Source organism: Afipia birgiae 34632 (genome assembly GCF_000308295.2).
Classification (GTDB): Bacteria; Pseudomonadota; Alphaproteobacteria; order Rhizobiales; family Xanthobacteraceae; genus Afipia; species Afipia birgiae.
In genome coordinates, this window is sequence record NZ_HG326654.1 from 469,896 (window position 1) to 492,580 (window position 22,685).

The window sequence follows — 22,685 nt, forward strand, 5'->3', positions numbered from 1 at the left end:
TTGTGCCACAGCTACTCGTGCCGCACCTGCGGAACTTAAAGAGCGGACGCGAGTTCCGATTGAATGGAACGGAGGGTCACCCTCATGGCCGTTTCGAATGACGACTACGTCGATTTCATTGTGCAGTACGGTGGGAATACCGAACGCTGCCGAGTAACCGGCACCGCCCTCTTGAATAGGGAGCGCGCGAGCAGAACCAACACCAACCACGGGATGCTGATCGCCATATACGTCAAGCATCTGGCCGAGATCGAATGTCTCGCACTTGCGAAGCTGCAGCGTTTTGGTCACACGGACCGCGGCATATTGATCACGACTGAGGATCTGAACCCCTGAAGTTGACGCCTCTGCAAATCGCCGAGACGCGATAGCTCTCCTGCAAGAGGTACAAAGTCATGGCCGTGGTCCGCGGCGACTTCGTCCACTTTCATATCCGCCACGCTGGTGGCCTCCAAAAGTGCCACATATCGCAAGCAGCCCTTCTGGTCCGGGAGCGGTTGGAGCGGCAGGACAGCAGCCCCGAAATACTGCTTGAGATTTTTGAACGGCACCGACCCGAAATTGAGCGCCTTGCTCACGAGATGGCAAGCCGGGGCATGGGCATCCGACGAGGCATCATTATCACCACGGTTCAATTTAACTCCTGAGGCGATAATGCCGCTTATGCCGGCTTCCTCGCGTGGAACATACCGGACTCGCAGACCGGATAATTGTGCTTGTGCGGGTACTATAGATGAGAGGAATTCTGGCCTGTGAGGAAGACCAGTATCCGATGGCATGAGTCCATTCCCCAAATCCTCGCGAGCGGAAGATTGCGCCGGTTGAGAATGGTGGAATATCCCGTGCCTGGTGACGGCGCAGTTGACGCGTGGGCATCAGCACGGCCATCACTTGGATGCGGCGCTTGCATGAAGTGGTTAGCCTTGGGCCGGCAAGACTTTCAACTTGGCCTAACCGGCTGGTCCGCTACGAGAATAAACGAGCGACGCCGAGGCTAATCAGCAATAGCAAAAGAAGCGAGAGCGTTACGGCGGCAGTTACCCTGCCTCCCACGCGCCCAATCACGCGGACATCAACGCCCAACCCGAGTGCCGCCATCGAAACGACGGTTAGGAGAGAGGCCACCTTCAGCAGCGGCACAACCACATCGTCGGACAACATTTCGAACGAGCGAAAGCCTGCAAGGACAAGGAAGCCGATAATGAACCACGGAACCACTTGAATTGGACCGAAGCGATCGGATGCGACAGGGCTCACAGCGCTCTTCCGAAGCGTCCGCCCAAACAAGGAAAATCCGATCAAGATAGGCCCGAGAGTCAGAACTCGCACCAGCTTGACCAAGGTCCCCATCTGGGTACTGAGGAGACCAGCAGGAACAGTCGCTGCGAGGACCTGCGGTACCGCATACACCGTGAGACCAGCGAGAATACCGTACTGGGTCGGAGACAGCGCCAGCAGGGGGATCAGTAGCGGCAGGCCCAGGACCAGCATCACTCCGAGGATCGCTGTAAACGATATCGCGGACGCAATATCATCTCCGTTGGCCCCGATGACCGGCGCAATCGCCGCGATCGCGGAATTGCCGCAGATCGAGTTTCCGCAGGCAACGAGGATCGAAAGCCGGACCGACAATCCGAGTAACCTGCTGATGCCGTAGGTCGCTCCGAGAATGATCGCAACGGTCGCAACGATTGCGACGAGCAAGGAGAACCCTGAGGCAACGATCGTAGAAAAGCTGATCGAAGCGCCCAGCAATGTCACCGCGATTTCGAGGAGCTGCTTAGCGCTGAAGGCGATTCCGGCGCGCCAGCGCGCACTCGGCTCCCATGCGGTCCGGATCACCATCCCCAGCAAGATCGCGATGACTAAGGCTTCGATATAGGGATGGCCAAAAATGCTCTCTTCGAGGTGCTGAACGCCAAGCGCTACCAGCGTAACGGCGACGCTCAGACCAACACCAGGCAACAAAGCCGCAGCGTACGGGACGATGGCCCCCCTGCCCGTGGCCTTCACGGCAGACTTCTCAACAACAGGCATAATCCCCCCTACGCGAGAAGAGATTATGCGCTAAAAGGCGAAATCGAAGGAAATACCGTTTACCTTTAGGCCTATAGGGGAAAGTTATGCCATTGAACCTCCATCTGCTCCGCATGTTCGCGACGGTGGTGCGAACGGGTAGTTTTTCCCGGGCGGCGGAGGCGCTCCACGTCAGCCAGCCAGCTATCTCAAAGGGCGTGGCGGATTTCGAGCTTCAGATCGGCAGTCGCTTGTTGGACCGCGTCCCGAAAGGCGTCCGCCCGACGCGTGAAGGCCAGGCCCTGATGCGCCATGCGGAAGCGCTCTTTGCGGCGGAGCGCGCGGCAGAGGAGGAAATGCGCTCTTTTCGCAATCTCGGAGAGGGCTCGCTTCGCATCGGGGCGAGCACGACCATCGCCTCCTATATGATTGCGGAGTACCTCGGTATTTTCCACAATGCCTATCCGAGTATCGATCTTCATATCATTAGCGCCAACACGCGCGAGATCGCCGACCTGACGATTGGCCATGAGGTCGATATCGCGCTGGTCGAAGGACCGATTAAGGACGAAAATCTAACTGTAAAACCATGGCAAACAGACGCCATGGAGTTGATCGTTGGCCCGCATCATCCGTTCGCGACTGCGATGATGCCGATCGACCCGCATGCCATTGCGGCGGAAACACTGATTGTGCGCGAGCCGGGATCGGGCTCGCGGGAGGTCGTGACGAAAGCATTGGCCAATCATGGCATAGAGCCTCGCCGCACACTGGAGATTGGAAGCACCGAGGCGATCAAGCAGGCTGTCGCTCGGGGGCTCGGCATCTCGATCGTCTCAACGGCCGCTGTCACCGATCAGACGGCGCAAGGCCGATTGAAGATCATTCCCATGGGCGATCTGAAAATACAGCGGCGACTATGGCAGTTGAAAATACCCGGTCGGCTCGACGCGCCGGCCGCCGTCGTTTTCGAGCAGCTCCTGAACGGAAAGTCCGCGAATTTGGCTATCGCCAACAGTCCATCCTAGGCGCCGCGCATCGTTCGCAAGCGTCTTCGAACTAGTGAAACTTGCTGGCAAAATCCGGGTCAAAGTAGAAGACCCGTGCAACTATGGTTACGAGCACAAGGAGCCAGAAAAGACCGACACCGGCAATCAACGCCCAGCTTGAGGCGGATCTACTTGTTATCGACGCGCGGTTCTCATCATACTTCACCGGCTCGCCGAAAGCATCAAATTGCACCTCTTGCACTGCCGCCTCCGGACCTGTCGAAAGGTTCAACATCGTCCATAGATATGCGGCCGGTCGAAGGCGGAAAGCAAACGAACCGCCGTGCAAATATTCCCTCAGCGGCAGGCCATTATTCTTCGTGGCCCTCGCAACGGAGAACTTCCTTCCTTGTCGGGGCTGGCGCCATTAAAGCAGCCCAATTCCGGCCGAGTTCGTCAGAAGACAGTGGACCGCATGACGCTTCAATGCGATCAGGCGACGGGCGCTTGCGCAAGAAACGCCGCCACCTCGGACGGTGTATCCGCAACTCGGACGCCAGCGTTTTCGAGCGCCTTCCGCTTTGAAGCATATCCGCCACGACCGCCGGTGACGATCGCTCCCGCGTGCCCCATTTTTTTATCCGGAGGAGAAGAGTGTCCCGCGATAAACGAAACGACAGGCTTCTTCATCTTACTGGCATACCCCGCGGCTTCTTCCTCCATCGCGCCGCCGATTTCACCAACGAGAACAACGGCGCTCGTCCGCGCATCTCGATCGAGGGCCCGAAGCGCATCGAATGTCGTCGTCCCGATGATCGGATCGCCGCCTATGCCGATGAAGGCAGATTGCCCAAGGCCGGATCGCGTCAGATTGAGGCACATCAGCGTGCCGAGACTGCCGCTCCGTGAAATCACGCAATACTGCCGGGCATGAAGATATTTGAATTGTGACCAGGCATGATCCCGACGAATCCCTCGCCGGGCGTCACAATGCCGGCAGTGTTGGGGCCGATAATTCTGCTGTTCGAGCCACGGATGCGCGCAAATATTTCCAATACGTCGTGGCTCGGAATGTGCTCCGTCAGCACAACAATCGTACCGACGCCCGCATCGATTGCGTCGATGATCGTATCCTTTGCCATTGTCGGCGGAATAAAAATGACCGAAATATCGCAAGGCGCGTGTTTCGTGGCCTCCGCCGCAGAGCTGAAAAGCCGCACGCCAAGATACCGGACACGCTGTAGCCAAAAAACAAACCGGACGCATGAGGAAAGGTCTGAGTGAGGAGACGTTGTTGAAGCTTCTAGTGACCTCCTACGGAAACGGCCAGTACGCTACCATGCTCCCCGATCTTCTCCGACTTGCGCTGCTTACGGGAGCAAGACTGAGCGACCTATGCGACCTCAAGCTTGCAGACGTCCCTTTTTTTCAACTAACAGAGAAATTCTCTAATCACACACTGGCTGGCTGGCGACGCAGTGCGGATCGCGCCGGTCTCCAACGAAATTCGCTGCTATCAGGGAATTTTACCGGGAATTTCACGCTTTCTGGACTTCAAGAACGCTCTATTGAAACCAGAAGCCGCTGAGCTGCAACGGATTCTGCGCAATTCCCTACTCGAATTAACAGGGAAAATATTTCAAAGAACAGGGAATTTTCTGGTGAAAACAAGCAATTTTTACCCCCTGCACGCAAGCCTACTCGAGGGGAGCCGACCGGCCTGAAAAGATGCCCATGCAGACGATCATGGCAATGAACCGATTCAGTGCATCATTTTTCAAGAACGCAGCAAACCTCCGATCTACCGGAGGCTCTCCGATGTCCTCTGGTGTGCGGTGGGGCGATGGGGCGGCCGATGCTCGTCAGACTTTCTCTGCTCTATCATCGCCATAACCGCAGTTATGTCGTCAAAGGCCCGGCTGTGCGCGTCGCCACCCGCGACCTTGAGCTTTGTCAGATCAAACACCTCTATCTTCCCGCGCTCGAATTCAGTCCGATACGGTTCGTCATTAGGGTCGACCTCGCCCAATCGCGATACCCCTCCCCAGATCAATTTTGACAGGTCAAGCGCCTTGTCATCGCGCGAGACAAACAGAGCAATGTGCGGCCTGTAGGTACCCATTCTCGCGATCTGGCTGCGAAATACATCAACATCGACGTCGGGAGCGACCAGGAGGACATTTTTCATCTTGGCAAAGTCGCCACGATCCGGCGAGCCAGCTTCCCGAATGGACATGCCCCTCATCGCTTCCAGAGTGATCCAGTTCCCCATGGAATGGGCGACAATGTTTATCTCTGAAATGCTTGGCTCTCGCGTCAATGACGTCAGTAATTGTTCAAGAGCATCTCGCGAATAGTTCGCGCTTTCGCGATCATACATATAGGCGCGTAGCGCTATCTCGCCGCGGGATGGCCACGTGAAGAGCACCGGGATAGCCTGGGACTTTGAGTCATGGACAATCTGCGCAAACCGGAAAACCGATTCGTCGAATCGATTGTTGAATCCATGAACAAAGACCATCACTTTCCTCCGGCCGCCTTTCGTCGCGCTGGCGATCTCGGATGTGAACTCATTCTTATCAATGTATTTTGCTGCCGACGTAACAAATTCGCGTCTGGGATCGCCCGGCACAGATCTCGGCCACTGCACGTGCCCAATCGTCCGTACGTCATCAGGCGGAACGGAAACCGCAACGGACGCATAGGAGATGGCGGTTGCGCGCTCGCCACTGAACATCTCCCCCGGATCTTCCAGCGACGGCTGCCTCGTTGTCGCAATAAGGATCGGGACCCTTGTCGCTCCCGCCGCAACAGCATTGACAGGAATCATTGCCTTGTGAGGCATGCTGGCGCACGCTCCACATACAAGACCTGCAGCTGCTACGATCAGAATACGCAGCATAAACTTGCCCCCATCTGGCAGACCCTAAGTGCGTCGACACACCGCGCAGCACCAGTAACCTGGACTGGAATCGCATCGGGAAAACGACAGCCCTCTATAGACGCGCCTAAGGCTTCATCTTGATACCAAGCGTCGCGCGCATGTCCTTAAACACGACAGCAATGGCTTCGATGATCAGCTTGTCTGGATTTGCCTTGCAGTACTGAATCAGCTCATGCTCCGCTACCTTTCCCTTCCTGAGATCCATGTAGTGCTTCTTGGCCAAGCCGTTGTACCAACCGCTGTACCAGGCTGTCAGGGCGTCCGCGTCTTCCTGGTAGGTACCCGCGAGTTGGGCGCATGTCAGCTTTTGAACATCAATGAAGCCGTTGCTGTCGACATAGGCCGAAAGCGGCGTCTGGGCGAGAGCGCTGGAGCACGCAATTGTCGTAGCAACCGCAAGAAGATAGCAATACTTCATTCTAAATCCTCTATCTCGCGTCTCTTGTTCGACTTCCGCGACAGACGCGCTAGGCGATAAGACCGTGCCGATTGCCGGCGACGCGCCAATCCCAAAACCTTACAGGTAGGCCGTGTAGGAGTGGATCCAGAGCACGATGCGGGCAATCAGTCCGATGGGCCCCGCGTTCTCCGCGAACACCGTCGCCGTGCCCGATGTACCAAGGCGCAAAGTTGAGCGGTCCGCATTCGCTGGAATCGAAATCGCCGCAGGATACGCGCTCGTACCGCCGATTGATCCGACACGAGCAAGCGTGCCTGATACCGCAATCTGACCCTGCCCTACGCCCTCCGGAATCTCCGTGATCCTGGCCTCATAGACGCGTCCCGGGTCGCTGTCTAAAACAAGCTCCACCCGCGCGCCGGGCTTGATCGTGCGAAAGCCATTTTGGGCAAACACACCGATAACGGAAGTGTCAGACTCGACGATAAAGGACATCGCCGCACGCGCCTGCAGCGCGCGGGCGCCGACCGCGAGCGCCACGACACTTGCGTAGCCGTCCGACGGCGCCCTGACAGTCGTCTGCTCAAGCTCCCATTTCGCATCATCGAGCTGCGCGCGAGTCTGCAGCACGGTCGTGTTGACACCGCCGATGGAAGAGTCGAACGAGACCTTCGCACTCTGCTGTTGCGCTTTTGCGGACTGTAACTGGGCCATCGCAACATCAAGCTGCTCGCGCGTATCCTGTTCACGAAAGGACGTGGTAGCTCCGGTATTCGCCAGAGCGGCGATATCATTCAACCTCTTTTCATGAAACGCAGTCTGCTTTTCGAGACCCGCTACATTCGCACTCGCCTGATCATAATTCGCCTTCAGCACCTCGGCCTGATGCTGAGCGGCCACCAATGCGGCTTCAAGTTGACGAACCTTGTATCGAAATGGCGTCGGGTCAATTTCGAACAAAACCGCGCCCGCCTTGACTGGCATGTTCGGTCTAACAGGGATCGCAATCACCTCGCCGCTGACGTTCGGCGTCACTTCCACCACGCGGGATACGATTACAACGCGCCCGGTGGGGGTGAGATAATTCAGCATCGCCACGAAAGCTGCGAGAATGAGAACGCCTGCGAGGCCCGCGACGATCCCGGACGGCCAGGTCAGACGTATCAGCTTGAACTTTGAAAATACCAGCCAGACGAGGACAAGGTAGCTGACGAGAATGATGAACATCGTTTGTCCTGTCGCAGTCAGTGCCGTTATAGCGTTACTTTTTCCCTTGCCGGGGGATTGCAACGGTATTCCCGCTTGGCAAGGAAGACGTCTTGCCATTTCGCGCCAACAGTAACGGCTTGCGCTGATTTCCTGCATCCGGCTCTTTCCTGAGCCTGGACCTGTCATTTCCTTGAACGGTTCGCTTCCGCCGATAGATCACGGGCGGCATTTTGGTCAAACGCATGAAAGCACGGCTGAAGCTGCTCGTTCCGGCATAGCCGAGACGCAGCGCGATCTCCGATATGCGCTTGTTGGATTCAAGCAGCAGGTGGCAGGCTGTATCGAGGCGCACCTCCGCAACCATGTCGCTGTAGCTGGCGCCCATCCAGGCGAGATGGCGCTGTAACGAGCGCGGGCTCATCCCGAGCTGGAGCGCTGCACGTTGAAGGGCTGCGTCACCATAGTGCAGTGAAGCAGCAATCGCCGCACGCACTGAGTACAGGGAAGGTGCTTGAACAGGCTTCATGGGACCGAAGATATGTGATGTGTTTGCCACCCTCGTGCACCGCCAGCTTTGCCTTGAGCCGATGCAGCCGGATTGATCCGTTCCGCGATGAACGCCGGATGCGGGATCGAGACGACGTCACTCGAACTCATAGAATATCGATTTACGAGACCCCGCTATCATCCAATCCGGACCTGCCAGAATGCAGCAAATCCTCGTCCAAGATTGGTTGCGCTTGACCGAAGGCTGCCGATGTCAAGCACCGGCAGCCCCTCTATTTGCGCTTACGGACACCGAAGATAGATACGTCCGTAAACATCCACGGCCTGTACGCAAGTCGGGACCGGAGCGACGACCACAGGAGCAACCGCGGCCGCCCCAACCGCAGCGCCAGCCACCACGGCCCGACGCGTCGTGCGCCGAGCCACGCCAGCATAGCTCACCGGCGTAAGCGGGCGGCCGATGATGGCGTTCGCGCTGCTGACGAGCGATGCGGAACTCCTGTCAGGAGCGACATCACGAATTAGCAGGCAGGTGACGAAAACAATACCAGCAGCACCGAACTGGAAAATCCGATACATCGCGCGGTTCATTTTTTTCCTCCTGGGATGATGCCGTGCGGCACTTCATCAATGGCCGACAGGTCCGTGATCGCAACTTTCTTGGTCGATGCAGGCGCCTTGATTGCGAACACATCGGCCGCCAGATCAACATCCGTGCGAAATTCTTTTATCCGCAAAGTGTACTGAGGAGCTGCCGCGACAGCTTTGCTGGTAATGACATATTTCCGAGGGATGGGTTTGCTGCCGACCTCTACCCAAAGCTGCCAATCCGTATCCTGATTACGGAAGGCAAGGTGCTCGCATTCGACGCCATCGACCACACCGCGCCCGATGTATTTAACATCAAGCACATCCATCATCAGCTCATCATAAGAACGGGACAACAGGAAAGTAGCCCCCGGAACAGCGATCGAGAGTTCGTCGCGCAATCGGTGGACAAGCTGGTCAATCGAACCAGGTGCATCGACCTGAGCAAGCGCGTCGATATTTTTGCCAAACACCGTAAGCTTGCTGCCGTCAAACGTCAGTTCAACATCGGCATAGCCGCCAACACGGGTCGCACGCAATTTGTTGGGACGACTTAGGATTATCTGACCGGAACTTGCAAACTGAATCTTCTGAAGCTCGGGAGTGATCACCTCTATGTCAGAATCGTATGTCAGCGTGACCGCTTTCGCACTCGCGAGATAGTCGGACATCGCCTTAACGATTCTTTCGGGCTCCTGCGCGTGCGCTTGCACTGAAAGAAACGCAATCGCGAGTGACCTGACGGATATTTTGGACCAGCTGGATAGAGACTACTGCATCGCTGCGCTCCGATCCAGATGCTGCAGTGTCGGCGCCGATGTTTGCGGTGCCGGCGGCCGGTAGCTCAGAGATGAGTGCGGTCGGATCGTGTTGAAGTGCTTGCGCCATTGCTCGATGACGACGGTAGCCTCCTTTAGGCTGTAAAAGATTTCACCGTTCAGGCATTCGTCGCGCAGTTTGCCGTTGAAGGACTCGCAGTAGCCGTTTTCCCATGGGCTGCCGGGCGCAATGTAGAGCGTCTTTGCTCCGAGCTTTCCGAACCAGCTGCGCACGATCTTGGCCGTCATCTCCGCGCCGTTGTCCGACCGGATGTGCTCAGGGACGCCTTTAGCAAGCATCACATCGGCCATGGTGTCGATGACGCCGAAGCTGTTGATGCGACGTGCAACCCTGATCGCCAGGCATTCCCTGGTAAACTCGTCGATCAGCGTCATGAGCCGGAGCTTACGGCCATCATGGGTCTGCGCCTCGACGAAGTCGTAGCTCCAGACATGGTTACGATGCTGCGGCCGCAAACGGATGCAGGATCCGTCGTTGAGCCACAGCCGGCCGCGCGGTCGCTGTTTGCTGGGTACTTTTAGCCCCTCACGGCGCCAGATCCGCTGGACCCGATCACACCCGACCTGCCAGCCGGCATCGACCAGCAGCGACGTGATCCGACGATAGCCATATCGCCCATATTGGGACGCAAGAGAGATAATCGCTCTCGTCAACGCATCCTCATCAGATCGAACGATGGTGGTGTATCGCTGTGTTCCGCGGTGCTGGCCGACGATCCGGCAGGCTTGGCGTTCCGAGAGACCATACTTCCCTCGAATGCCCTCCACCGCCTGCCGTCGCCGCTCAGGGCTTATAAGTTTCCCGAGGCAACGTCCTTGAGCACCTGCTTCTCAAGCGACAGATCGGCGACGAGACGCTTGAGGCGGACATTCTCCCGCTCCAGATCCTTCATCCGCTTCGCCTGATCGAGCTCAAGGCCACCGTATTCCTTCCGCCAGCGATAATAACTCTGCTGCGAAATTCCGGCTTCCCGACAGGCCACCGGCGCTGCCTTGCCCTGCGACATCAATACTTCAATCTGGCGCAGCAGCACCACGATCTGCTCCGCATTAAACCTCTTCTTCGGCATGACCAAAGCTCCTTTCCAAGCTCAGTTTCTCACAAAGCTTGGTCCAAAAAAGCCCGGTCAGGTCAGGCGGTTGAGACGGAAATTTGTCGCCATTCTGGCCAGCATTCAATGCGATCGAACCCGTCTCTGGTTTAGGTTCTCTAAAAACGGGAATATTTTGTGAGAGGGTCGGAGAATACTGGCCAATTTCAGTCAGGTTGGCGGAAAAACGGTCTCTGCAGAGAATGCTCTCGCATGAAAAGCCCGCCATTGGCGGCCCTTTTTCGCAACTAACAGCGAAATTCTCCGAAACACGCACTGGCTGGCTGGCGAGACAGTGCTGATCGCACCCGTCTCCATGCAAATTCCCAGCTAACAGGGAATTTTACAGGGATTTTTGCGATTTCGAGGTTGTAAGGGGTGGTTTCTTAGCGAGAACCCTCTGCGCTGCAACGACTTCTCCCGCAATTCCCTACGCAATTTATCAGGCAAGATTTTTCAGAGAACCGGGAATTTTCGAGCCGAAACAGGGAATTTTACCTGCAAATAATCGCGCATGTTCGGTACACACAGGGCTTTCTGCCTCTCCCGTAAATCACTCCACCATGCTATATTAGATGACATGAATAGCCTTGAAGCCCTTGAAACCTTACGACGTTCCGAGAAAGCCCTGCGCACGCGTGGCGTGCGGCATGCTGCCTTGTTTGGCTCGGTGGCGCGAGGCGAGGACACGCCTGATAGCGATATTGATATCATGGTCGAGATTGATCCCGAGGCTCATATCACTGTGTTCGATTACGTAGACCTTAAGGAATATATTGCTGGTCTGTTCGACGGTCCCGTGGACGTCGTGAGCCGCGAAAACCTAAAACCCTATGTCCGTCCCGCCGCGACGGCCGACGCCATCTATGCCTTCTAAATCTGCAGACACGGCACTCCGAGATATTCTGCACCACATAGACCTCGCGACGGGATTCGTTGCTGGCTTTGACCGCGATGCCTTCAAGGAAGATATATGCACGGTCTATGCCGTCACGCGCTGCCTGGAAATTATCTCTGAAGCATCGCGGCGCTTGCCGGAAGATTTAAAGGAGCGACATCCCGCCATCGCATGGAAACAGATGGCTGGCGCAGGGAATGTCTATCGCCACGACTATGAAGATGTCGCAGCCCAATTCGTGTGGGACACCGTGCAGCGCGCACTACCGCCCTTGAGGATCGTAGTCGAGCAGGAAATCTCGCGTCAGGCCTAAGCGCTCACCCTGGAGCTGTCGGAACCTTTTCAGCAAGGGACAACTGGCTGTTCAAAAATTCATCTGACTGATGAATTTTGTATTGAGAAAGCCCTCCAGGGCCTCCGTGCCGCCTTCGGATCCGTGGCCGGATTCCTTGGTGCCACCAAACGGCGTTTCCGGAAATCCCAGCCCGAAATTATTGATCGAGATCATGCCTGTGTGTACCGAAAACTTAAGCTCGGACGTAGTGGTGGTGAAGTCCGCCAAGGATAGGATGCGATTTAATGCTTCCGGTCGGCTGAACTGGGCGAGAGACCGGCGCGTCTTTATCCAGTGACCGGATGCGTTCTGATGTCGTTGTAATAGCATGCGTACGATCGCAGTATCTGGCGCAGATGCGCCTCACCCAAGACAATGACGTGGTCCACACACTCGCGCCGGATCGATCCGATCATCCGTTCAGCGAAGCCATTTTGCCAAGGTGAAGCTGGTGCAGCGGGCTTGTCCCGGATGCCCATGGCGCGCAATCGGCGTCTTACGATGGTGCCAAAGATGCGATCCCGATCTCGGATCATGTAGCGCGGAGCCTCATTCCAGGGAAATGCCTCGGTTAGTTGACGTGCAACCCATTCTGCCGTCGGATTTGCTGTGACGTTGATCCAGACGAGGTCTCTGCGGTCGAGCCGAACGATGACGAAGGCATAAAGCAGGCCGAAACCGATAGTCGGGACAACGAACAAATCCATGGCGGCAATGTCCGGCGCGTGGTTACGCAAGAAGGTGCGCCATCCCTGGCTGGGCGGTCCCCGTCGTTTGACGATGTACTTGGCGACGCTCGACTGCGCGACCTCAAATCCGAGCTTGAGCAGTTCGCCCTGGATGCGTGGTGCACCCCCAAAGCGGATTTTCGACGCTCATCCGCCGGATCAACACGCGCAGCTGCGTCTCGATCTGCGGTCGCCCTCCCAGTGGGCGCGACTTCCACCGCCAATAGCGACGAAAGCCGGCCCTGTGCCAACGCACCAGCGTCTCGGGCTGGATGATTGTGAGAACCTTCAGGATCGACGGATACCACCGATACAGCTGGATAAAAAGCCAACGATCGTTGTTCGTCAGCCGTGGCCGACCGCGCATCTTGCGCCGCAAAACGATCAACTGATGTCGAAGCATCGCGTTCTCTGCTTCAAGCCGCAACTTCGACTTGAATGGCGAGGCCAGGACGGCCAGAACGAAACAGAGCAGCTCGATCATTCCGCCAGCTTAGGCGATTCCATCATGTCATCAACTCGGATAAGGTTTTCGGTACACACACCGAGAAGGAAGATAAGACCTTCCTGCATCGCGGCATCTCGACGCGTTCGTTCAAGCGCCAGTTCACCCTTGCGGACCACGTCGAGGTCAAGGGTGCTCGCTTCGAGAACGGGCTGTTGATCATCGAGCTACAGCGTGAGGTGCCGGAGGCTATGAAGCCGCGCCGCATCGCCATAGCCGGTGCCAGCCAAGGCGAAAGATCCAGAGTGCCAACCGGCACGCTTCACCGGCATTGCCAGCCGTGAGGCCGACGCGAGGTGGGACTTCATCGGCTTCAACAGTGACGTCGCTCACTACTTCCTCGAAGTTGTCGACATTGGACCCGAGCTCACCGACGGCCACCGTCGCCGGCTCACTGCCCGGCGTCCTCCCAACGGTAGCGACTAGGTCGGCGCTCCACTTTTCGACCACTGGTACCGGCCCTCTTCACTGCTTTCTTCACGGCACCCGAGTGCTCTAGTGCGATTTCGAATGCGAACCGAACGTTCATCACGGGGCCGGCATCGTCGCGCACTTCGATTACCAGTGGATGACTATCAGTGCCTGCAGAGCACCGTGCCGCATCCCAAGCGAAGCCCGCCAGAGCGCGTGCAGCTTCTTCCTGCACGGCCCGAACATCCAAGAGCTCCAAACCTTCCTCATCGACGACTAGAACGTCGCCGCATTCGCGCCGCTCGCTAGACCCTGCCCGACTGAACACAAACGATAGGCCTTTGTTCCTATCGGTCGCCCACCTCCGCAGCGCCTCGCGCTCTCCCTGTCACCTGGCGTCGCGGTTCAATCGTTACAATTCTCGCCGGATAGACGTAACTTACTATGGTCCATCGACCGCCAGCATCTTTCCCGGCACCGTCAGCGCGGACTCACTGGATAAGTGACGTCGACGCATTATTCGACTTCGGTTGCGGGGCGACTCTAACCATCACATTCGACAGCGAGCCATTGCGTTGTACAGTCAGTTTGAGCTCTTGGCCGATCCGGGCGAGGCCGACAGTGTTGCGCAACTGCGCCGCCGAACGCACTGGATGATCATCGACCATGGTGACTACGTCCCCCTTGCGGAGGCCAGCTTTTTCAGCAGGAGAATCCGGCGAGATGTCAGCGACAACAGCGCCGCCGTTGCGTCCCTTCTGAACATCTTGCAACGATATGCCGATGCGGCCGCGCTCGACGCGCCCTGTCGCGATGATTTGTTCCATCACCCGCCGCGCCATATTAACCGGGATCGCAAAGCCGATCCCGACATTGCCGCCAGCCGGCGAGATAATGGCTGAGTTGATACCGACCAGTTCGCCACGCAGGCTCACCAAGGCCCCCCCAGAATTGCCCGGGTTGATAGCGGCATCGGTCTGGATGAAGTCCTCATAACCTTGCTTGCTGAGGCCGGTGCGCCCTAGCGCGCTGACGAGTCCGGAGGTAACTGTCTGGCCGAGGCCAAAGGGATTGCCGATCGCAAGCACAAAGTCACCGACTTCGAGCGTGTCGCTGTCTCCAAAAGAAATCGCCTGCAGTCCAACGGGGTTCTGGATCTGAAGCACCGCGACATCCGTTGGCGAATCCCGCCCGACGACCTTTGCGGAAAATTTTTGGTTATCCTTCGTCGTCACCTGCACAGTTGAAGCGCCCTGGACGACGTGTGCGTTCGTGAGTACGTAGCCGCGCTGCGCATCCACAATGACACCTGAGCCGGTGGCGTTGATCTCTTTCTCGAGCTGCTTCGGGACGTCAAAGAACTCGCGAAAGATTGGATCACGGTAGAGCGGATTATCCTCACGCACTCGGCCATGCACGGAAATATTCACAACCGCTGGAGTCACCTGGCGAACCAACGGCGCGAGGGTGGGGACCGGGCTGCCCCTCTTCAGATCAGGCACTTGCGCGGTCGCAAGATGACTTCCCGTCAGGGTCAGTACGAGAAATCCCAACAATAGAATGCGGCTCGTTTTCACGACGTGGACTCCGGCTGCACTTGCAGGGCGATGATCGGGATGGCCCACGCAGCAACCGCGTGGCTGAGCAACACGAGCGCAAGCACCGTCTGCGTGAACATTAGAAGGACCTCCGCAGCGCGGCGGCCCAAGGCCGCCGCAGCCGCATCGGAACGCCGCCACCGGGTGGCAGGTCATCTTCATCGCCGTCGAGTTGGCGTAACGCGGCCAATATGTCGGCGAGCCGAATGGTATGACCCATACCCGGTATTTCTCGCAAGGCGGGACAGGATTCCACCGCATACATATCGGAGGCCCACGACGACAGGATAATTCGTTTCTCTGGAGCGGAAAGCGTGTCGTCGTTCAAGACCTCGCTCGGAGAATCGTAATGGGCTGCTGGGTGGAAAAGGGGATGAATGCCATTGTCGGTATTGATGTTGGTCATGCTCGTTTCCCTCCTTACACTCCTTTCCAGGGGACGGGTTTTGACGAGGGGCGGCGCGGTTAGTCGCCGCCCCATGTTGCTTCACTGGGTGTGGATCGCGATACGCTTGACGCCTTCTCGCGGCTTGTCAGACTTCGGCAGGGACACCGTCAGAACGCCGTTCTTGAACGACGCCTCAGCCTTGTCCTCCTGCACGTTGTCCAGCGGTATCTGGCGCTCGAAGGCTCCATAATAGCGCTCGGTAAAATACTTGCCTTCGCCGTTGCGCTCAGCCTTCTTCTCGCCGCGGATCGTCAGGACGCCATTGGCGATTTCAATCTGGACGTCCTTCTCCGTCATGCCGGGCAGTTCAGCCGAGATGGTCAGCGTCTTTTCATCGTCGCTGAGCTCCACCTTCGGCCAACTGAATCGCCCCTCCATCAGCGGCGACAGACTCGTGCTGCCGAAGCCGCGAAACACGTCGTCGAACAGACGATTCATCTCGCGATGCAACGTGAAGAAGGGATCCAAGTTGTCGCGCGCAGGCGCAAGCTCCTGGTTCTTTGTCCAGGGAATAAGATCACGAATAGCCATGGTTTCTTCTCCTTCGTTCATGAGGTTGGAGTGCGGGCGTGCAGTTGCGCGCCCACGCTCTAATCCTTGCTGCGTCGACCGAGCATCTAGGCCGCCCTCTTCTGGTCGATCTGCGGCGAAGAAGAAGCGCCCGCGCCGATCTCGATACGACGCGGCTTCATGGCCTCCGGGACCTCGCGAACGAGGTCGATCACCAATAGTCCGTCCCGGAAGGACGCCTGCTTCACCTGCACGTAGTCGGCGAGATTGAACACCCGCCGGAACGGCCTGGCTGCAATGCCCTGATAAAGGTACTCGTGCGCATTGCCGTCAGGCTTCCTGCCTTCGATGGTGAGCGCGTTCTGCTCGGCCGTCACGGCGATATCGTTGACGCCGAATCCGGCCACCGCCAACGAGATCCGGTAATGATCCTCGCCGAACCGTTCGATGTTGTAGGGAGGATAATTGTCCTCGTTGGTGTGGCCCAGCGAGCTGTCAACGAGATCGGCCAGGTGGTCAAAGCCGATCGTTGAGCGCCACAAGGGCGCGAAGTCAAAGTTAGTCCTCATAACCAAGTCCTCCAAAGAGCAAGATGGATACGAAGGAGCGCAGGACACCGGTCCGGCGCCCAGTTCAGCCAGCCGGACCCGATCTGGCGTCCGGCACCGCGGCTAGCGGCAAAAAAAGAACTAGAAAAATCAACTTGGGTTTCAAGGGGGCCTCGGAAATTTTTTTGGTAACGCCCGAGCCCGCATCGCTCTCTTCCTGTTCGGGGGCGAGACGACCGGCGCACGGCATCTCCTGCTGCAGTAATTTTCCGCAGTGCAAAATGGAAGGCCCCGTCGCTTTCGATCAGAAGGCGCGGCGTCAGGGGTCCACGTCCGCGTAGAGGCGGTTTCAATACTCCATGGACGTGTCCTAGTACTGGCCTGTGTCCAATATTGAACTCACAACTGGGCATCGCCATAGTTAAAATCAATACGTTCGAGTGCTGAACCCTACGGTTAGGACCCGTAAGCACGGAGGTTGCGCCATGGAGCGTCGCCGTTTCAAACAGACCGTATCCCTTGAACTCCGTCTAGCCGAAGAAGCGAAGCGCCTACGTGCAGAAGCTAAATTGCTTCCCCCCGGCGCCGCACGAGAAGCGCTTTTGCGCCGAGCCCGCCAAGCCGAAACCGGCGCGCATTTGAGCGAGTGGCTGCGATCTCCCGGGCTACAACCGCCGAAATAGTGGGCTTGAAGCAGCCGGTAGTTTGCCGGCCGAAAAAACTTGAACTGCGAGGTCGCGCCAAACCTCTTGGTCGCGGACCGTCGACCTGCTGAGCCGGCCCCTCCGACCTGCTCTGGTGACAGCGCCATGAGCCGATTTCGCTTTCGCGACGGAATTGGGTGAGCCCTACGGCAAGAAAGCACCGCCGGAGGTGGTGGCTGGAGTGCCGATTCGCATATCCTTGCGCTTACTTCGACAGGCGCGACCCGCCACGTCGGGTCGCGCCATATTGCGGGCTCAGCTCACTCTCGGCTGGCCGCGCTCATAGCCGGATGGAATTTGAAAAAGGCCGGGCTGGGGACCGTCTGGGAATAGCAGGGTATCGGTTTTGAATACCGGACCGCTAGGTTTCATCCAGCGCATCGATTCCAGATAAGGAATGGGCGGAAGCGGCAGCAGGTTGCCAGATCTGTCGAGCGCCGGCTTGGGCGTGCTATCCATGCCCCAGGCACCCAGCGGCATAAGCATGGTCGCCATTGCGACGGCGCATGCGACAATTCTGCGGATACGGCTTTGCGACTTCTCGGCACGAACGGAGCCGAGTGAGGGATTGCTGATCATCTCATCCTCCTATCGTTGAAAAACTGATCCATGCGATCGTCAGAAGGCTGAGGGCGAACATGAGCCAATGCAGTACAGCCGCCCCGCTCTTGCGCGATCGTGATTGCATGCGTGTGCTCATCTGAGGGCTCCCTGGTGTTTGTGCGTCCTTTCTCCTGGTTGTGGGTAGGAAAGCCCGGCCGTTCACGGCCGGGCTCGGTGTCGATCAGAAGTCCATCGGAGGCGCTGCGGCAACCGGTTCGGACTTCTTTGGTTTTTCGGCGACCAGCGCCTCGGTGGTGATCAGCAGAGCCGCGACGGACGCCGCATCCTGCAGCGCGGTGCGGACGACCTTGGCGGGATCGATCACGCCGGCCTTGACAAGATCCTGGTATTCGCCAGTTGCGGCATTGAAGCCCCAATTATAGCTGGAGTTCTCAAGCAGCTTGCCGACAACCAGCGAGCCGTCCTCGCCGGCATTCTGCACGATCTGCCGGGCTGGCACCTGGATGGCGCGACGTACGATGTCTATACCAGCCTTCTGGTCGGCATTCGACGTTTTGATGCCGTCGAGCGCCTTCAACGCGCGCAGCAGCGCGACACCACCGCCGGGCAGAATGCCTTCTTCGACCGCCGCCCGAGTCGCATGCATCGCATCATCGACACGATCCTTGCGCTCCTTGACCTCAACCTCGGTCGCGCCGCCGACGCGGATCACCGCAACGCCGCCGGCGAGCTTGGCTAGCCGCTCTTGCAGCTTCTCGCGATCGTAGTCGGAAGTGGTCTCCTCGATCTGCGCCTTGATCTGAGTGACGCGCGCCTCGATGTCCTTCTTGGCGCCGGCGCCATTGACGACGGTCGTGTTTTCCTTGTCGATCACGACCTTCTTGGCGCGGCCAAGCATCTTCAGCGTGACGTTCTCGAGCTTGATGCCGAGATCCTCCGAGATCGCCGTGCCGCCGGTGAGGATCGCGATGTCCTCAAGCACGGCCTTGCGGCGATCACCGAAGCCCGGTGCCTTCACGGCCGCGACTTTCAGGCCGCCGCGCAGCCGGTTGACAACCAAGGTTGCCAGCGCTTCGCCTTCAATATCCTCGGCCACGACCAGCAGCGGTTTGCCGGACTGCACGACGGCTTCGAGCAACGGCAGCATTGGCTGCAGGCTGGACAGCTTTTTCTCGTGGATAAGGATATAGGGATCTTCGAGCTCGGCCCGCATCTTTTCGGCATTGGTCACGAAATAGGGCGATACATAGCCGCGGTCGAATTGCATACCTTCGACCACCTCGAGTTCCGTATCGAGGCTCTTGGCTTCCTCCACGGTGATAACGCCCTCGTTGCCGACCTTTTTCATGGCATCGGCAAGGAAGCGGCCGATCTCGGTATCACCGTTGGCGGAGACGGTGCCGATCTGCGCGATCTCCTCATTGGAGGTGATCTTCTTGGCATGCGCCTTCAGGTCCTTGACAATCGCCTCGACCGCAAGATCGATGCCGCGCTTCAGATCCATCGGATTCATGCCGGCGGCGACTGATTTCGTGCCTTCCTTGACGATGGCCTGTGCGAGCACGGTGGCGGTAGTGGTACCATCGCCCGCAAGGTCATTGGTCTTTGAAGCGACCTCGCGCACCATTTGCGCGCCCATGTTTTCGAACTTGTCCTCCAGCTCGATTTCCTTGGCGACGGTGACACCATCCTTGGTAATGCGCGGTGCGCCAAAGGATTTTTCGATCACAACGTTGCGACCCTTGGGACCGAGCGTGACCTTCACCGCATTCGCCAGCGTATCTATTCCCCGCAGCATTCGCTCGCGGGCTTCCGTAGAAAATTTCACGTCCTTGGCAGCCATTTTCCTGCTCCTTTCTCTTAATGACTGTCATCTTGCATTGTGATCAGGCGGCCTTCTTGACCGAACCGGTCTTGTCGATAACGCCGAGAAGATCGCTCTCTTTCATGATCAGATAATCCTGACCGTCGATCTTCACCTCGGTGCCGGACCATTTTCCGAACAGGACCCGGTCCCCGGGCTTGACGTCGATCGGGAAAAATTGGCCCTGCTCATTCCTGGCGCCCGGGCCAGAAGCGACGATCTCACCCTCCTGCGACTTCTCCTTCGCGGTATCGGGAATGATGATGCCGCCGGCGGTCTTCTCCTCGGCATCGATGCGACGCACGAGCACGCGGTCGTGCAGTGGACGGAAATGCATGCACATCCTCCTTGTCAGTTCAGCGATGTCCAAAACCGGGTCCGGGAACCGGCCCCGGGGCGGAAAACCACCTAGGAAGCAGGAAAAGGCCCTTCAAGAGGCGGACGAAAAATTTTTGTCACTCGCGGCGCCGGAGTGCCAAGGCGTTACCCCGCGGTCAGGCGCCGGCTTTCACCATTCGTCGTCAGCCAGGCCAAGCACCCTGCCCGTTTCAACGTGGACCGCATGAAACCACCCACAGGCCGGGCATTGCACGGAACGGTAGCGGTCGCCGTGTTGTTCATCGTCGGAAGGACCCGGCATTAGCGTATCGGCCTTTTCTCCCGTCTGAGGGCAGGTAAGAGTGATTCGCCTGATCATCTGCGCGAACTTGAAAACCTGAGTAAGGTTTCAAAGATGGTGCTCTGATGTCTGTCGCTGAATTTGCACTCACGACCTTTGCCACCCTGTTTGTGGCGATCGGGCCCGTCGACACGGCGATCGTGTTCGGAGGTTTGACGGGTGGTGTACACCGTCCCGAGCGGTTTCGCTTGGCGGCGCGCGCAACGCTGATTGCTGGCGGGGTTCTATTTGGATTTGCCCTCTTCGGGACAGGGTTGCTTCGCGCTCTCCACGTCTCACTCGAGGCCTTTCGTTTTGCGGGAGGGGTCCTCCTGCTATTGCAGGCGGTTCAACTGATCTTCGGCCATTCGGCCGGCCTTTCGACCCTGACAGCCGGAGAACGGCGGGAAGCCCTTGAGCCCGGCGATATTGCGATCTTTCCTTTGGCATTTCCGGTGATAGCCGGTCCAGCGGGGCTGACAGCCGTAGTCCTGCTTATGGGACAGGCAACCGGCGACCTTACCAAGTCTGTTGTCGTTCTCGTATCCATGCTTCTGTGTCTATTGCTGACTTATCTCGGAATGATCTTCACTGATCTCCTGCATCGTATCCTCAAGACGACCGGCTCGAATGTCATCGCCCGGCTTGCCGGCGTGATCCTGGCGGCCTTGGCGTCACAGTTCATCTTCGACGGGATCAGGGACGCACGCCTGTTCTGCGGCTAGTTAAAAGGTACATCCTCGATTCGTAGAGATGCCCGATCTTCATCTCGCTGGTTCAAGGCGATTGAAATTAAGCGGCATCGCTCCAGGTTTATTCGCGAGGCCCCTGGCGTCACGCCCGGGAGATCGTGAACGAGAATGAGCTATGAGAAGATTCTTGGTAACCGCCATTGCGCTTTGGATGGCCTCTGAATTGAACGCTAAAGAATTTGATTCTCTGCGCAACGCGCGCGGGTCGGCGGGGACGACGCAGCAGGTCGTTGTCGATTCCGGCGAGCCGCAGCGAGTGGTCGCAGGACGAACCAGGAGAACCGCAAGGGTCGTGACTTCTCAGCTGAGCGGATGGTACCCGACATCTGCACCGGCTGCTGACCTGCGTTACAGCCAATCAGCAGCCGGCGAGCGTCACCTACAACGATGCAGGCCGAACTGCATCTGATGCCTTAAGCGAGCGCCGATCTTCGCCCTGAGGCGCTGGAGCGCACGCTGTTCGATTTGCCGGATTCTTTCGCGCGAAACATGGAAAACCGCTGCCAACTCATCGAGCGTTTTTGGCTCTTCGGTGAGAAAGCGCGCTTCGAGAATGGAACGCTCGCGCGCTGACAATTCAGCAAGCGCCTGATCGAGGGCCGTCTTTTTCTGCTCACGATCGCTCCCCTCCAGAAGCAGGCTTTCAGGGTCTGGACAGGGATCGGCCAGCCAATCTTCCCATTCATCGCCTTCGCCGGCAACGCTGAGCGGGGCGTTTAGTGAGATGTCGCCACGCATCCGGCCGTTCATCTCCCTGACCTCAGTTTCTCCCACCTGAAGATGTTCAGAGATGTACTTGACGTGTTCCGGCGACAGATCTCTTTCTTCCGGCGCACCGATGCGACTCTTCAGCTTGCGGAGGTTGAAGAACAGTTTCTTCTGCGCCGGGGTGGTTCCGAGCTTGACGAGCGACCAGGATCTCAAAATATACTCCTGCACCGACGCCTTGATCCACCACGCGGCATAAGTCGCCAGCCGACACCCTCTTTCCGGATCGAATCGCTTGATAGCCAGCATCAGTCCGACGTTGGCCTCCGAGATCAGGTCCGCGATTGGCAGGCCGTAACGCTTGTACTGCAATGCGATCTTTGCGGCGAGCCGCAAATGACTTGTCACTAGTTGGTAGGCGGCATCGCGGTCGCCGTCATCTCGCCAGCGCTGGGCGTACGTGGCTTCTTCCGATGCTGAAAGAAGCGGAAACTTATGAATCTCCGTCAGATAACGAGAAAGACCACCCTCCGATCGGATGGCGGGAAGCGCTGCGGCAAATGACATGGTTAGCCCTCCTCAAGCGTGCACGCTCCTGACGCGGGCTTGATCGAAGCACGATCAGGCTTGGGGCGTGGTGGGCAGCAGTCAGTGCTTGAGATGAGCCGAGCGAGTCGCCAGGCGCTAAAGCGGTCGTGTTCCATATCCAATTCCTCCTCTGAGCAAAATGGGCAGAAACCGCCGGCAACCCTACTCGACTGGCCCCAGAAATCGGCGACCAGTCGGTCGAAGGTTGGCAACGCCTTAGGAATGAGAAACCCGCGAAAATGTTCCAAGCTGAACGTGCGCCGCCGGGCCAGAAACCGATGGCT

General features: G+C 57.9%; 26 protein-coding genes and 3 pseudogenes. 7 read left to right on the forward strand and 22 right to left on the reverse strand.

The window, feature by feature from the left end:
• The first annotated feature begins 84 nt into the window (after positions 1 to 84).
• A complete protein-coding gene (locus tag BN32_RS20860; protein WP_040427375.1) occupies positions 85 to 336 on the forward strand; it encodes a hypothetical protein in 252 nt (83 codons plus the stop codon).
• A 59-nt stretch (positions 337 to 395) separates the two neighbouring features.
• Positions 396 to 647, forward strand: a complete 252-nt coding sequence (locus BN32_RS20865) for a DUF1488 family protein (RefSeq protein WP_019196066.1) — start codon at positions 396 to 398, stop codon at positions 645 to 647.
• Between the two features lie 319 nt (positions 648 to 966).
• Here BN32_RS20865 and BN32_RS20870 read toward each other — a convergent pair whose 3' ends face one another.
• Positions 967 to 2,037, reverse strand: a complete 1,071-nt coding sequence (locus BN32_RS20870; RefSeq protein ID WP_019196065.1) for a YeiH family protein — start codon at positions 2,035 to 2,037, stop codon at positions 967 to 969.
• Between the two features lie 86 nt (positions 2,038 to 2,123).
• On the opposite strand from BN32_RS20870, the gene BN32_RS20875 reads away from it, so the two are divergent.
• Positions 2,124 to 3,044, forward strand: a complete 921-nt coding sequence (locus tag BN32_RS20875) for a LysR family transcriptional regulator (RefSeq protein WP_019196064.1) — start codon at positions 2,124 to 2,126, stop codon at positions 3,042 to 3,044.
• A 453-nt stretch (positions 3,045 to 3,497) separates the two neighbouring features.
• Here the strand turns inward: BN32_RS20875 and BN32_RS20885 are convergent.
• The 9 genes and pseudogenes from BN32_RS20885 to BN32_RS26970 form a co-directional block, all read right to left on the reverse strand.
• A pseudogene (locus BN32_RS20885) lies at positions 3,498 to 4,234 on the reverse strand (succinate--CoA ligase subunit alpha); the annotation flags it as partial.
• Between the two features lie 572 nt (positions 4,235 to 4,806).
• Positions 4,807 to 5,907, reverse strand: coding sequence for an alpha/beta hydrolase (locus tag BN32_RS20890; protein ID WP_019196062.1), 1,101 nt, complete (start codon positions 5,905 to 5,907; stop codon positions 4,807 to 4,809).
• Positions 5,908 to 6,013: 106 nt separating this feature from the next.
• Positions 6,014 to 6,367 (reverse strand): HdeA/HdeB family chaperone, encoded by a 354-nt coding sequence (locus tag BN32_RS20895; protein WP_019196061.1) that lies wholly within the window; start codon positions 6,365 to 6,367, stop codon positions 6,014 to 6,016.
• Between the two features lie 99 nt (positions 6,368 to 6,466).
• Positions 6,467 to 7,576 carry an HlyD family secretion protein gene (locus BN32_RS20900; RefSeq protein WP_019196060.1) on the reverse strand — a complete coding sequence of 370 codons (1,110 nt, stop codon included), beginning with the start codon at positions 7,574 to 7,576 and terminating at the stop codon, positions 6,467 to 6,469.
• 34 nt (positions 7,577 to 7,610) lie between these two features.
• Entirely contained in the window at positions 7,611 to 8,114 is a 504-nt protein-coding gene (locus BN32_RS20905; RefSeq protein WP_244438227.1) for a helix-turn-helix domain-containing protein, read from the reverse strand.
• 233 nt (positions 8,115 to 8,347) lie between these two features.
• On the reverse strand, positions 8,348 to 8,656 hold the full coding sequence (locus tag BN32_RS20910; protein ID WP_019196058.1) for a hypothetical protein: 309 nt from the start codon (positions 8,654 to 8,656) through the stop codon (positions 8,348 to 8,350).
• Complete coding sequence (locus BN32_RS20915; RefSeq protein ID WP_283805256.1) at positions 8,653 to 9,366, reverse strand: DUF2092 domain-containing protein; 714 nt, start codon at positions 9,364 to 9,366, stop codon at positions 8,653 to 8,655. The genes BN32_RS20910 and BN32_RS20915 overlap by 4 nt, the downstream gene beginning before the upstream one ends.
• A gap of 57 nt (positions 9,367 to 9,423) precedes the next feature.
• A protein-coding gene (locus BN32_RS20920) for an IS3 family transposase (protein WP_156946987.1) occupies positions 9,424 to 10,562 on the reverse strand; the annotation gives its coding sequence in 2 pieces (ribosomal slippage) (positions 9,424 to 10,298 and positions 10,298 to 10,562; 1,140 coding nt in all).
• Positions 10,543 to 10,812 (reverse strand): hypothetical protein, encoded by a 270-nt coding sequence (locus BN32_RS26970; RefSeq protein ID WP_156947009.1) that lies wholly within the window; start codon positions 10,810 to 10,812, stop codon positions 10,543 to 10,545. The genes BN32_RS20920 and BN32_RS26970 overlap by 20 nt, the downstream gene beginning before the upstream one ends.
• A 351-nt stretch (positions 10,813 to 11,163) precedes the next feature.
• On the opposite strand from BN32_RS26970, the gene BN32_RS20930 reads away from it, so the two are divergent.
• Both BN32_RS20930 and BN32_RS20935 read left to right on the forward strand, forming a co-directional pair.
• Positions 11,164 to 11,460 (forward strand): nucleotidyltransferase family protein, encoded by a 297-nt coding sequence (locus BN32_RS20930; protein ID WP_040427383.1) that lies wholly within the window; start codon positions 11,164 to 11,166, stop codon positions 11,458 to 11,460.
• Positions 11,450 to 11,794, forward strand: coding sequence for a HepT-like ribonuclease domain-containing protein (locus BN32_RS20935; protein WP_019196055.1), 345 nt, complete (start codon positions 11,450 to 11,452; stop codon positions 11,792 to 11,794). The genes BN32_RS20930 and BN32_RS20935 overlap by 11 nt, the downstream gene beginning before the upstream one ends.
• 51 nt (positions 11,795 to 11,845) lie before the next feature.
• Here BN32_RS20935 and BN32_RS27400 read toward each other — a convergent pair.
• The 3 genes and pseudogenes from BN32_RS27400 to BN32_RS27155 form a co-directional block, all read right to left on the reverse strand.
• Positions 11,846 to 12,004: pseudogene (locus tag BN32_RS27400) on the reverse strand (aldehyde dehydrogenase family protein); the annotation flags it as partial.
• A gap of 98 nt (positions 12,005 to 12,102) precedes the next feature.
• Positions 12,103 to 12,522, reverse strand: coding sequence for an integrase core domain-containing protein (locus BN32_RS20940; RefSeq protein ID WP_244438229.1), 420 nt, complete (start codon positions 12,520 to 12,522; stop codon positions 12,103 to 12,105).
• Between the two features lie 103 nt (positions 12,523 to 12,625).
• Positions 12,626 to 13,027, reverse strand: a complete 402-nt coding sequence (locus BN32_RS27155; protein ID WP_040427146.1) for a hypothetical protein — start codon at positions 13,025 to 13,027, stop codon at positions 12,626 to 12,628.
• Between the two features lie 50 nt (positions 13,028 to 13,077).
• Between BN32_RS27155 and BN32_RS26440 the strand changes: the two are divergent.
• A pseudogene (locus BN32_RS26440) lies at positions 13,078 to 13,332 on the forward strand (Hsp20 family protein); the annotation flags it as partial.
• 107 nt (positions 13,333 to 13,439) lie between these two features.
• Here BN32_RS26440 and BN32_RS28265 read toward each other — a convergent pair.
• The 8 genes from BN32_RS28265 to groES form a co-directional block, all read right to left on the reverse strand.
• The gene (locus tag BN32_RS28265; protein ID WP_019196052.1) at positions 13,440 to 13,787 is read right to left on the reverse strand and encodes a DUF6894 family protein; all 348 of its coding nucleotides are present in this window, start codon (positions 13,785 to 13,787) and stop codon (positions 13,440 to 13,442) included.
• Positions 13,788 to 13,950: 163 nt separating this feature from the next.
• On the reverse strand, positions 13,951 to 15,036 hold the full coding sequence (locus BN32_RS20960) for a trypsin-like peptidase domain-containing protein (RefSeq protein WP_019196051.1): 1,086 nt from the start codon (positions 15,034 to 15,036) through the stop codon (positions 13,951 to 13,953).
• A 100-nt stretch (positions 15,037 to 15,136) separates the two neighbouring features.
• A complete protein-coding gene (locus BN32_RS20965; RefSeq protein WP_040427386.1) occupies positions 15,137 to 15,463 on the reverse strand; it encodes a hypothetical protein in 327 nt (108 codons plus the stop codon).
• 81 nt (positions 15,464 to 15,544) lie between these two features.
• Positions 15,545 to 16,036, reverse strand: a complete 492-nt coding sequence (locus BN32_RS20970; protein ID WP_040427387.1) for an Hsp20/alpha crystallin family protein — start codon at positions 16,034 to 16,036, stop codon at positions 15,545 to 15,547.
• Between the two features lie 86 nt (positions 16,037 to 16,122).
• On the reverse strand, positions 16,123 to 16,584 hold the full coding sequence (locus tag BN32_RS20975; protein ID WP_040427148.1) for an Hsp20 family protein: 462 nt from the start codon (positions 16,582 to 16,584) through the stop codon (positions 16,123 to 16,125).
• Between the two features lie 938 nt (positions 16,585 to 17,522).
• On the reverse strand, positions 17,523 to 17,846 hold the full coding sequence (locus BN32_RS20980; RefSeq protein WP_019196045.1) for a hypothetical protein: 324 nt from the start codon (positions 17,844 to 17,846) through the stop codon (positions 17,523 to 17,525).
• Positions 17,847 to 18,051: 205 nt separating this feature from the next.
• Positions 18,052 to 19,674: a chaperonin GroEL gene (groL, locus tag BN32_RS20985; protein ID WP_040427150.1), complete on the reverse strand. Its 1,623-nt coding sequence runs from the start codon at positions 19,672 to 19,674 to the stop codon at positions 18,052 to 18,054.
• Positions 19,675 to 19,717: 43 nt separating this feature from the next.
• On the reverse strand, positions 19,718 to 20,032 hold the full coding sequence (gene groES / locus BN32_RS20990; protein WP_019196043.1) for a co-chaperone GroES: 315 nt from the start codon (positions 20,030 to 20,032) through the stop codon (positions 19,718 to 19,720).
• 407 nt (positions 20,033 to 20,439) lie between these two features.
• Here groES and BN32_RS20995 point away from each other — a divergent pair, with 407 nt between their 5' ends.
• Positions 20,440 to 21,078, forward strand: coding sequence for a MarC family protein (locus BN32_RS20995; RefSeq protein WP_019196042.1), 639 nt, complete (start codon positions 20,440 to 20,442; stop codon positions 21,076 to 21,078).
• Between the two features lie 402 nt (positions 21,079 to 21,480).
• Here the strand turns inward: BN32_RS20995 and rpoH are convergent, their stop codons facing one another.
• Positions 21,481 to 22,380, reverse strand: a complete 900-nt coding sequence (gene rpoH, locus BN32_RS21000) for an RNA polymerase sigma factor RpoH (RefSeq protein ID WP_019196041.1) — start codon at positions 22,378 to 22,380, stop codon at positions 21,481 to 21,483.
• Positions 22,381 to 22,685: the final 305 nt, after the last annotated feature.

Coding starts and splice junctions, on each gene's coding strand:
- BN32_RS20895 (WP_019196061.1), bottom strand. CDS start 6,367: ATGAAGTATTGCTATCTTCTTGCGGTTGCTACGACAATTGCGTGCTCC.
- rpoH (WP_019196041.1), bottom strand. CDS start 22,380: ATGTCATTTGCCGCAGCGCTTCCCGCCATCCGATCGGAGGGTGGTCTT.
- BN32_RS20980 (WP_019196045.1), bottom strand. CDS start 17,846: ATGATCAGCAATCCCTCACTCGGCTCCGTTCGTGCCGAGAAGTCGCAA.
- BN32_RS27155 (WP_040427146.1), bottom strand. CDS start 13,027: ATGATCGAGCTGCTCTGTTTCGTTCTGGCCGTCCTGGCCTCGCCATTC.
- BN32_RS20940 (WP_244438229.1), bottom strand. CDS start 12,522: ATGGATTTGTTCGTTGTCCCGACTATCGGTTTCGGCCTGCTTTATGCC.
- BN32_RS20935 (WP_019196055.1), top strand. CDS start 11,450: ATGCCTTCTAAATCTGCAGACACGGCACTCCGAGATATTCTGCACCAC.
- BN32_RS26970 (WP_156947009.1), bottom strand. CDS start 10,812: ATGGCGGGCTTTTCATGCGAGAGCATTCTCTGCAGAGACCGTTTTTCC.
- BN32_RS20975 (WP_040427148.1), bottom strand. CDS start 16,584: ATGAGGACTAACTTTGACTTCGCGCCCTTGTGGCGCTCAACGATCGGC.
- BN32_RS20890 (WP_019196062.1), bottom strand. CDS start 5,907: ATGCTGCGTATTCTGATCGTAGCAGCTGCAGGTCTTGTATGTGGAGCG.
- BN32_RS20995 (WP_019196042.1), top strand. CDS start 20,440: ATGTCTGTCGCTGAATTTGCACTCACGACCTTTGCCACCCTGTTTGTG.
- BN32_RS20930 (WP_040427383.1), top strand. CDS start 11,164: ATGAATAGCCTTGAAGCCCTTGAAACCTTACGACGTTCCGAGAAAGCC.
- BN32_RS20870 (WP_019196065.1), bottom strand. CDS start 2,037: ATGCCTGTTGTTGAGAAGTCTGCCGTGAAGGCCACGGGCAGGGGGGCC.
- BN32_RS20910 (WP_019196058.1), bottom strand. CDS start 8,656: ATGAACCGCGCGATGTATCGGATTTTCCAGTTCGGTGCTGCTGGTATT.
- BN32_RS20970 (WP_040427387.1), bottom strand. CDS start 16,036: ATGGCTATTCGTGATCTTATTCCCTGGACAAAGAACCAGGAGCTTGCG.
- BN32_RS20965 (WP_040427386.1), bottom strand. CDS start 15,463: ATGACCAACATCAATACCGACAATGGCATTCATCCCCTTTTCCACCCA.
- BN32_RS20865 (WP_019196066.1), top strand. CDS start 396: ATGGCCGTGGTCCGCGGCGACTTCGTCCACTTTCATATCCGCCACGCT.
- BN32_RS20875 (WP_019196064.1), top strand. CDS start 2,124: ATGCCATTGAACCTCCATCTGCTCCGCATGTTCGCGACGGTGGTGCGA.
- BN32_RS20860 (WP_040427375.1), top strand. CDS start 85: ATGGCCGTTTCGAATGACGACTACGTCGATTTCATTGTGCAGTACGGT.
- groL (WP_040427150.1), bottom strand. CDS start 19,674: ATGGCTGCCAAGGACGTGAAATTTTCTACGGAAGCCCGCGAGCGAATG.
- BN32_RS20900 (WP_019196060.1), bottom strand. CDS start 7,576: ATGTTCATCATTCTCGTCAGCTACCTTGTCCTCGTCTGGCTGGTATTT.
- groES (WP_019196043.1), bottom strand. CDS start 20,032: ATGCATTTCCGTCCACTGCACGACCGCGTGCTCGTGCGTCGCATCGAT.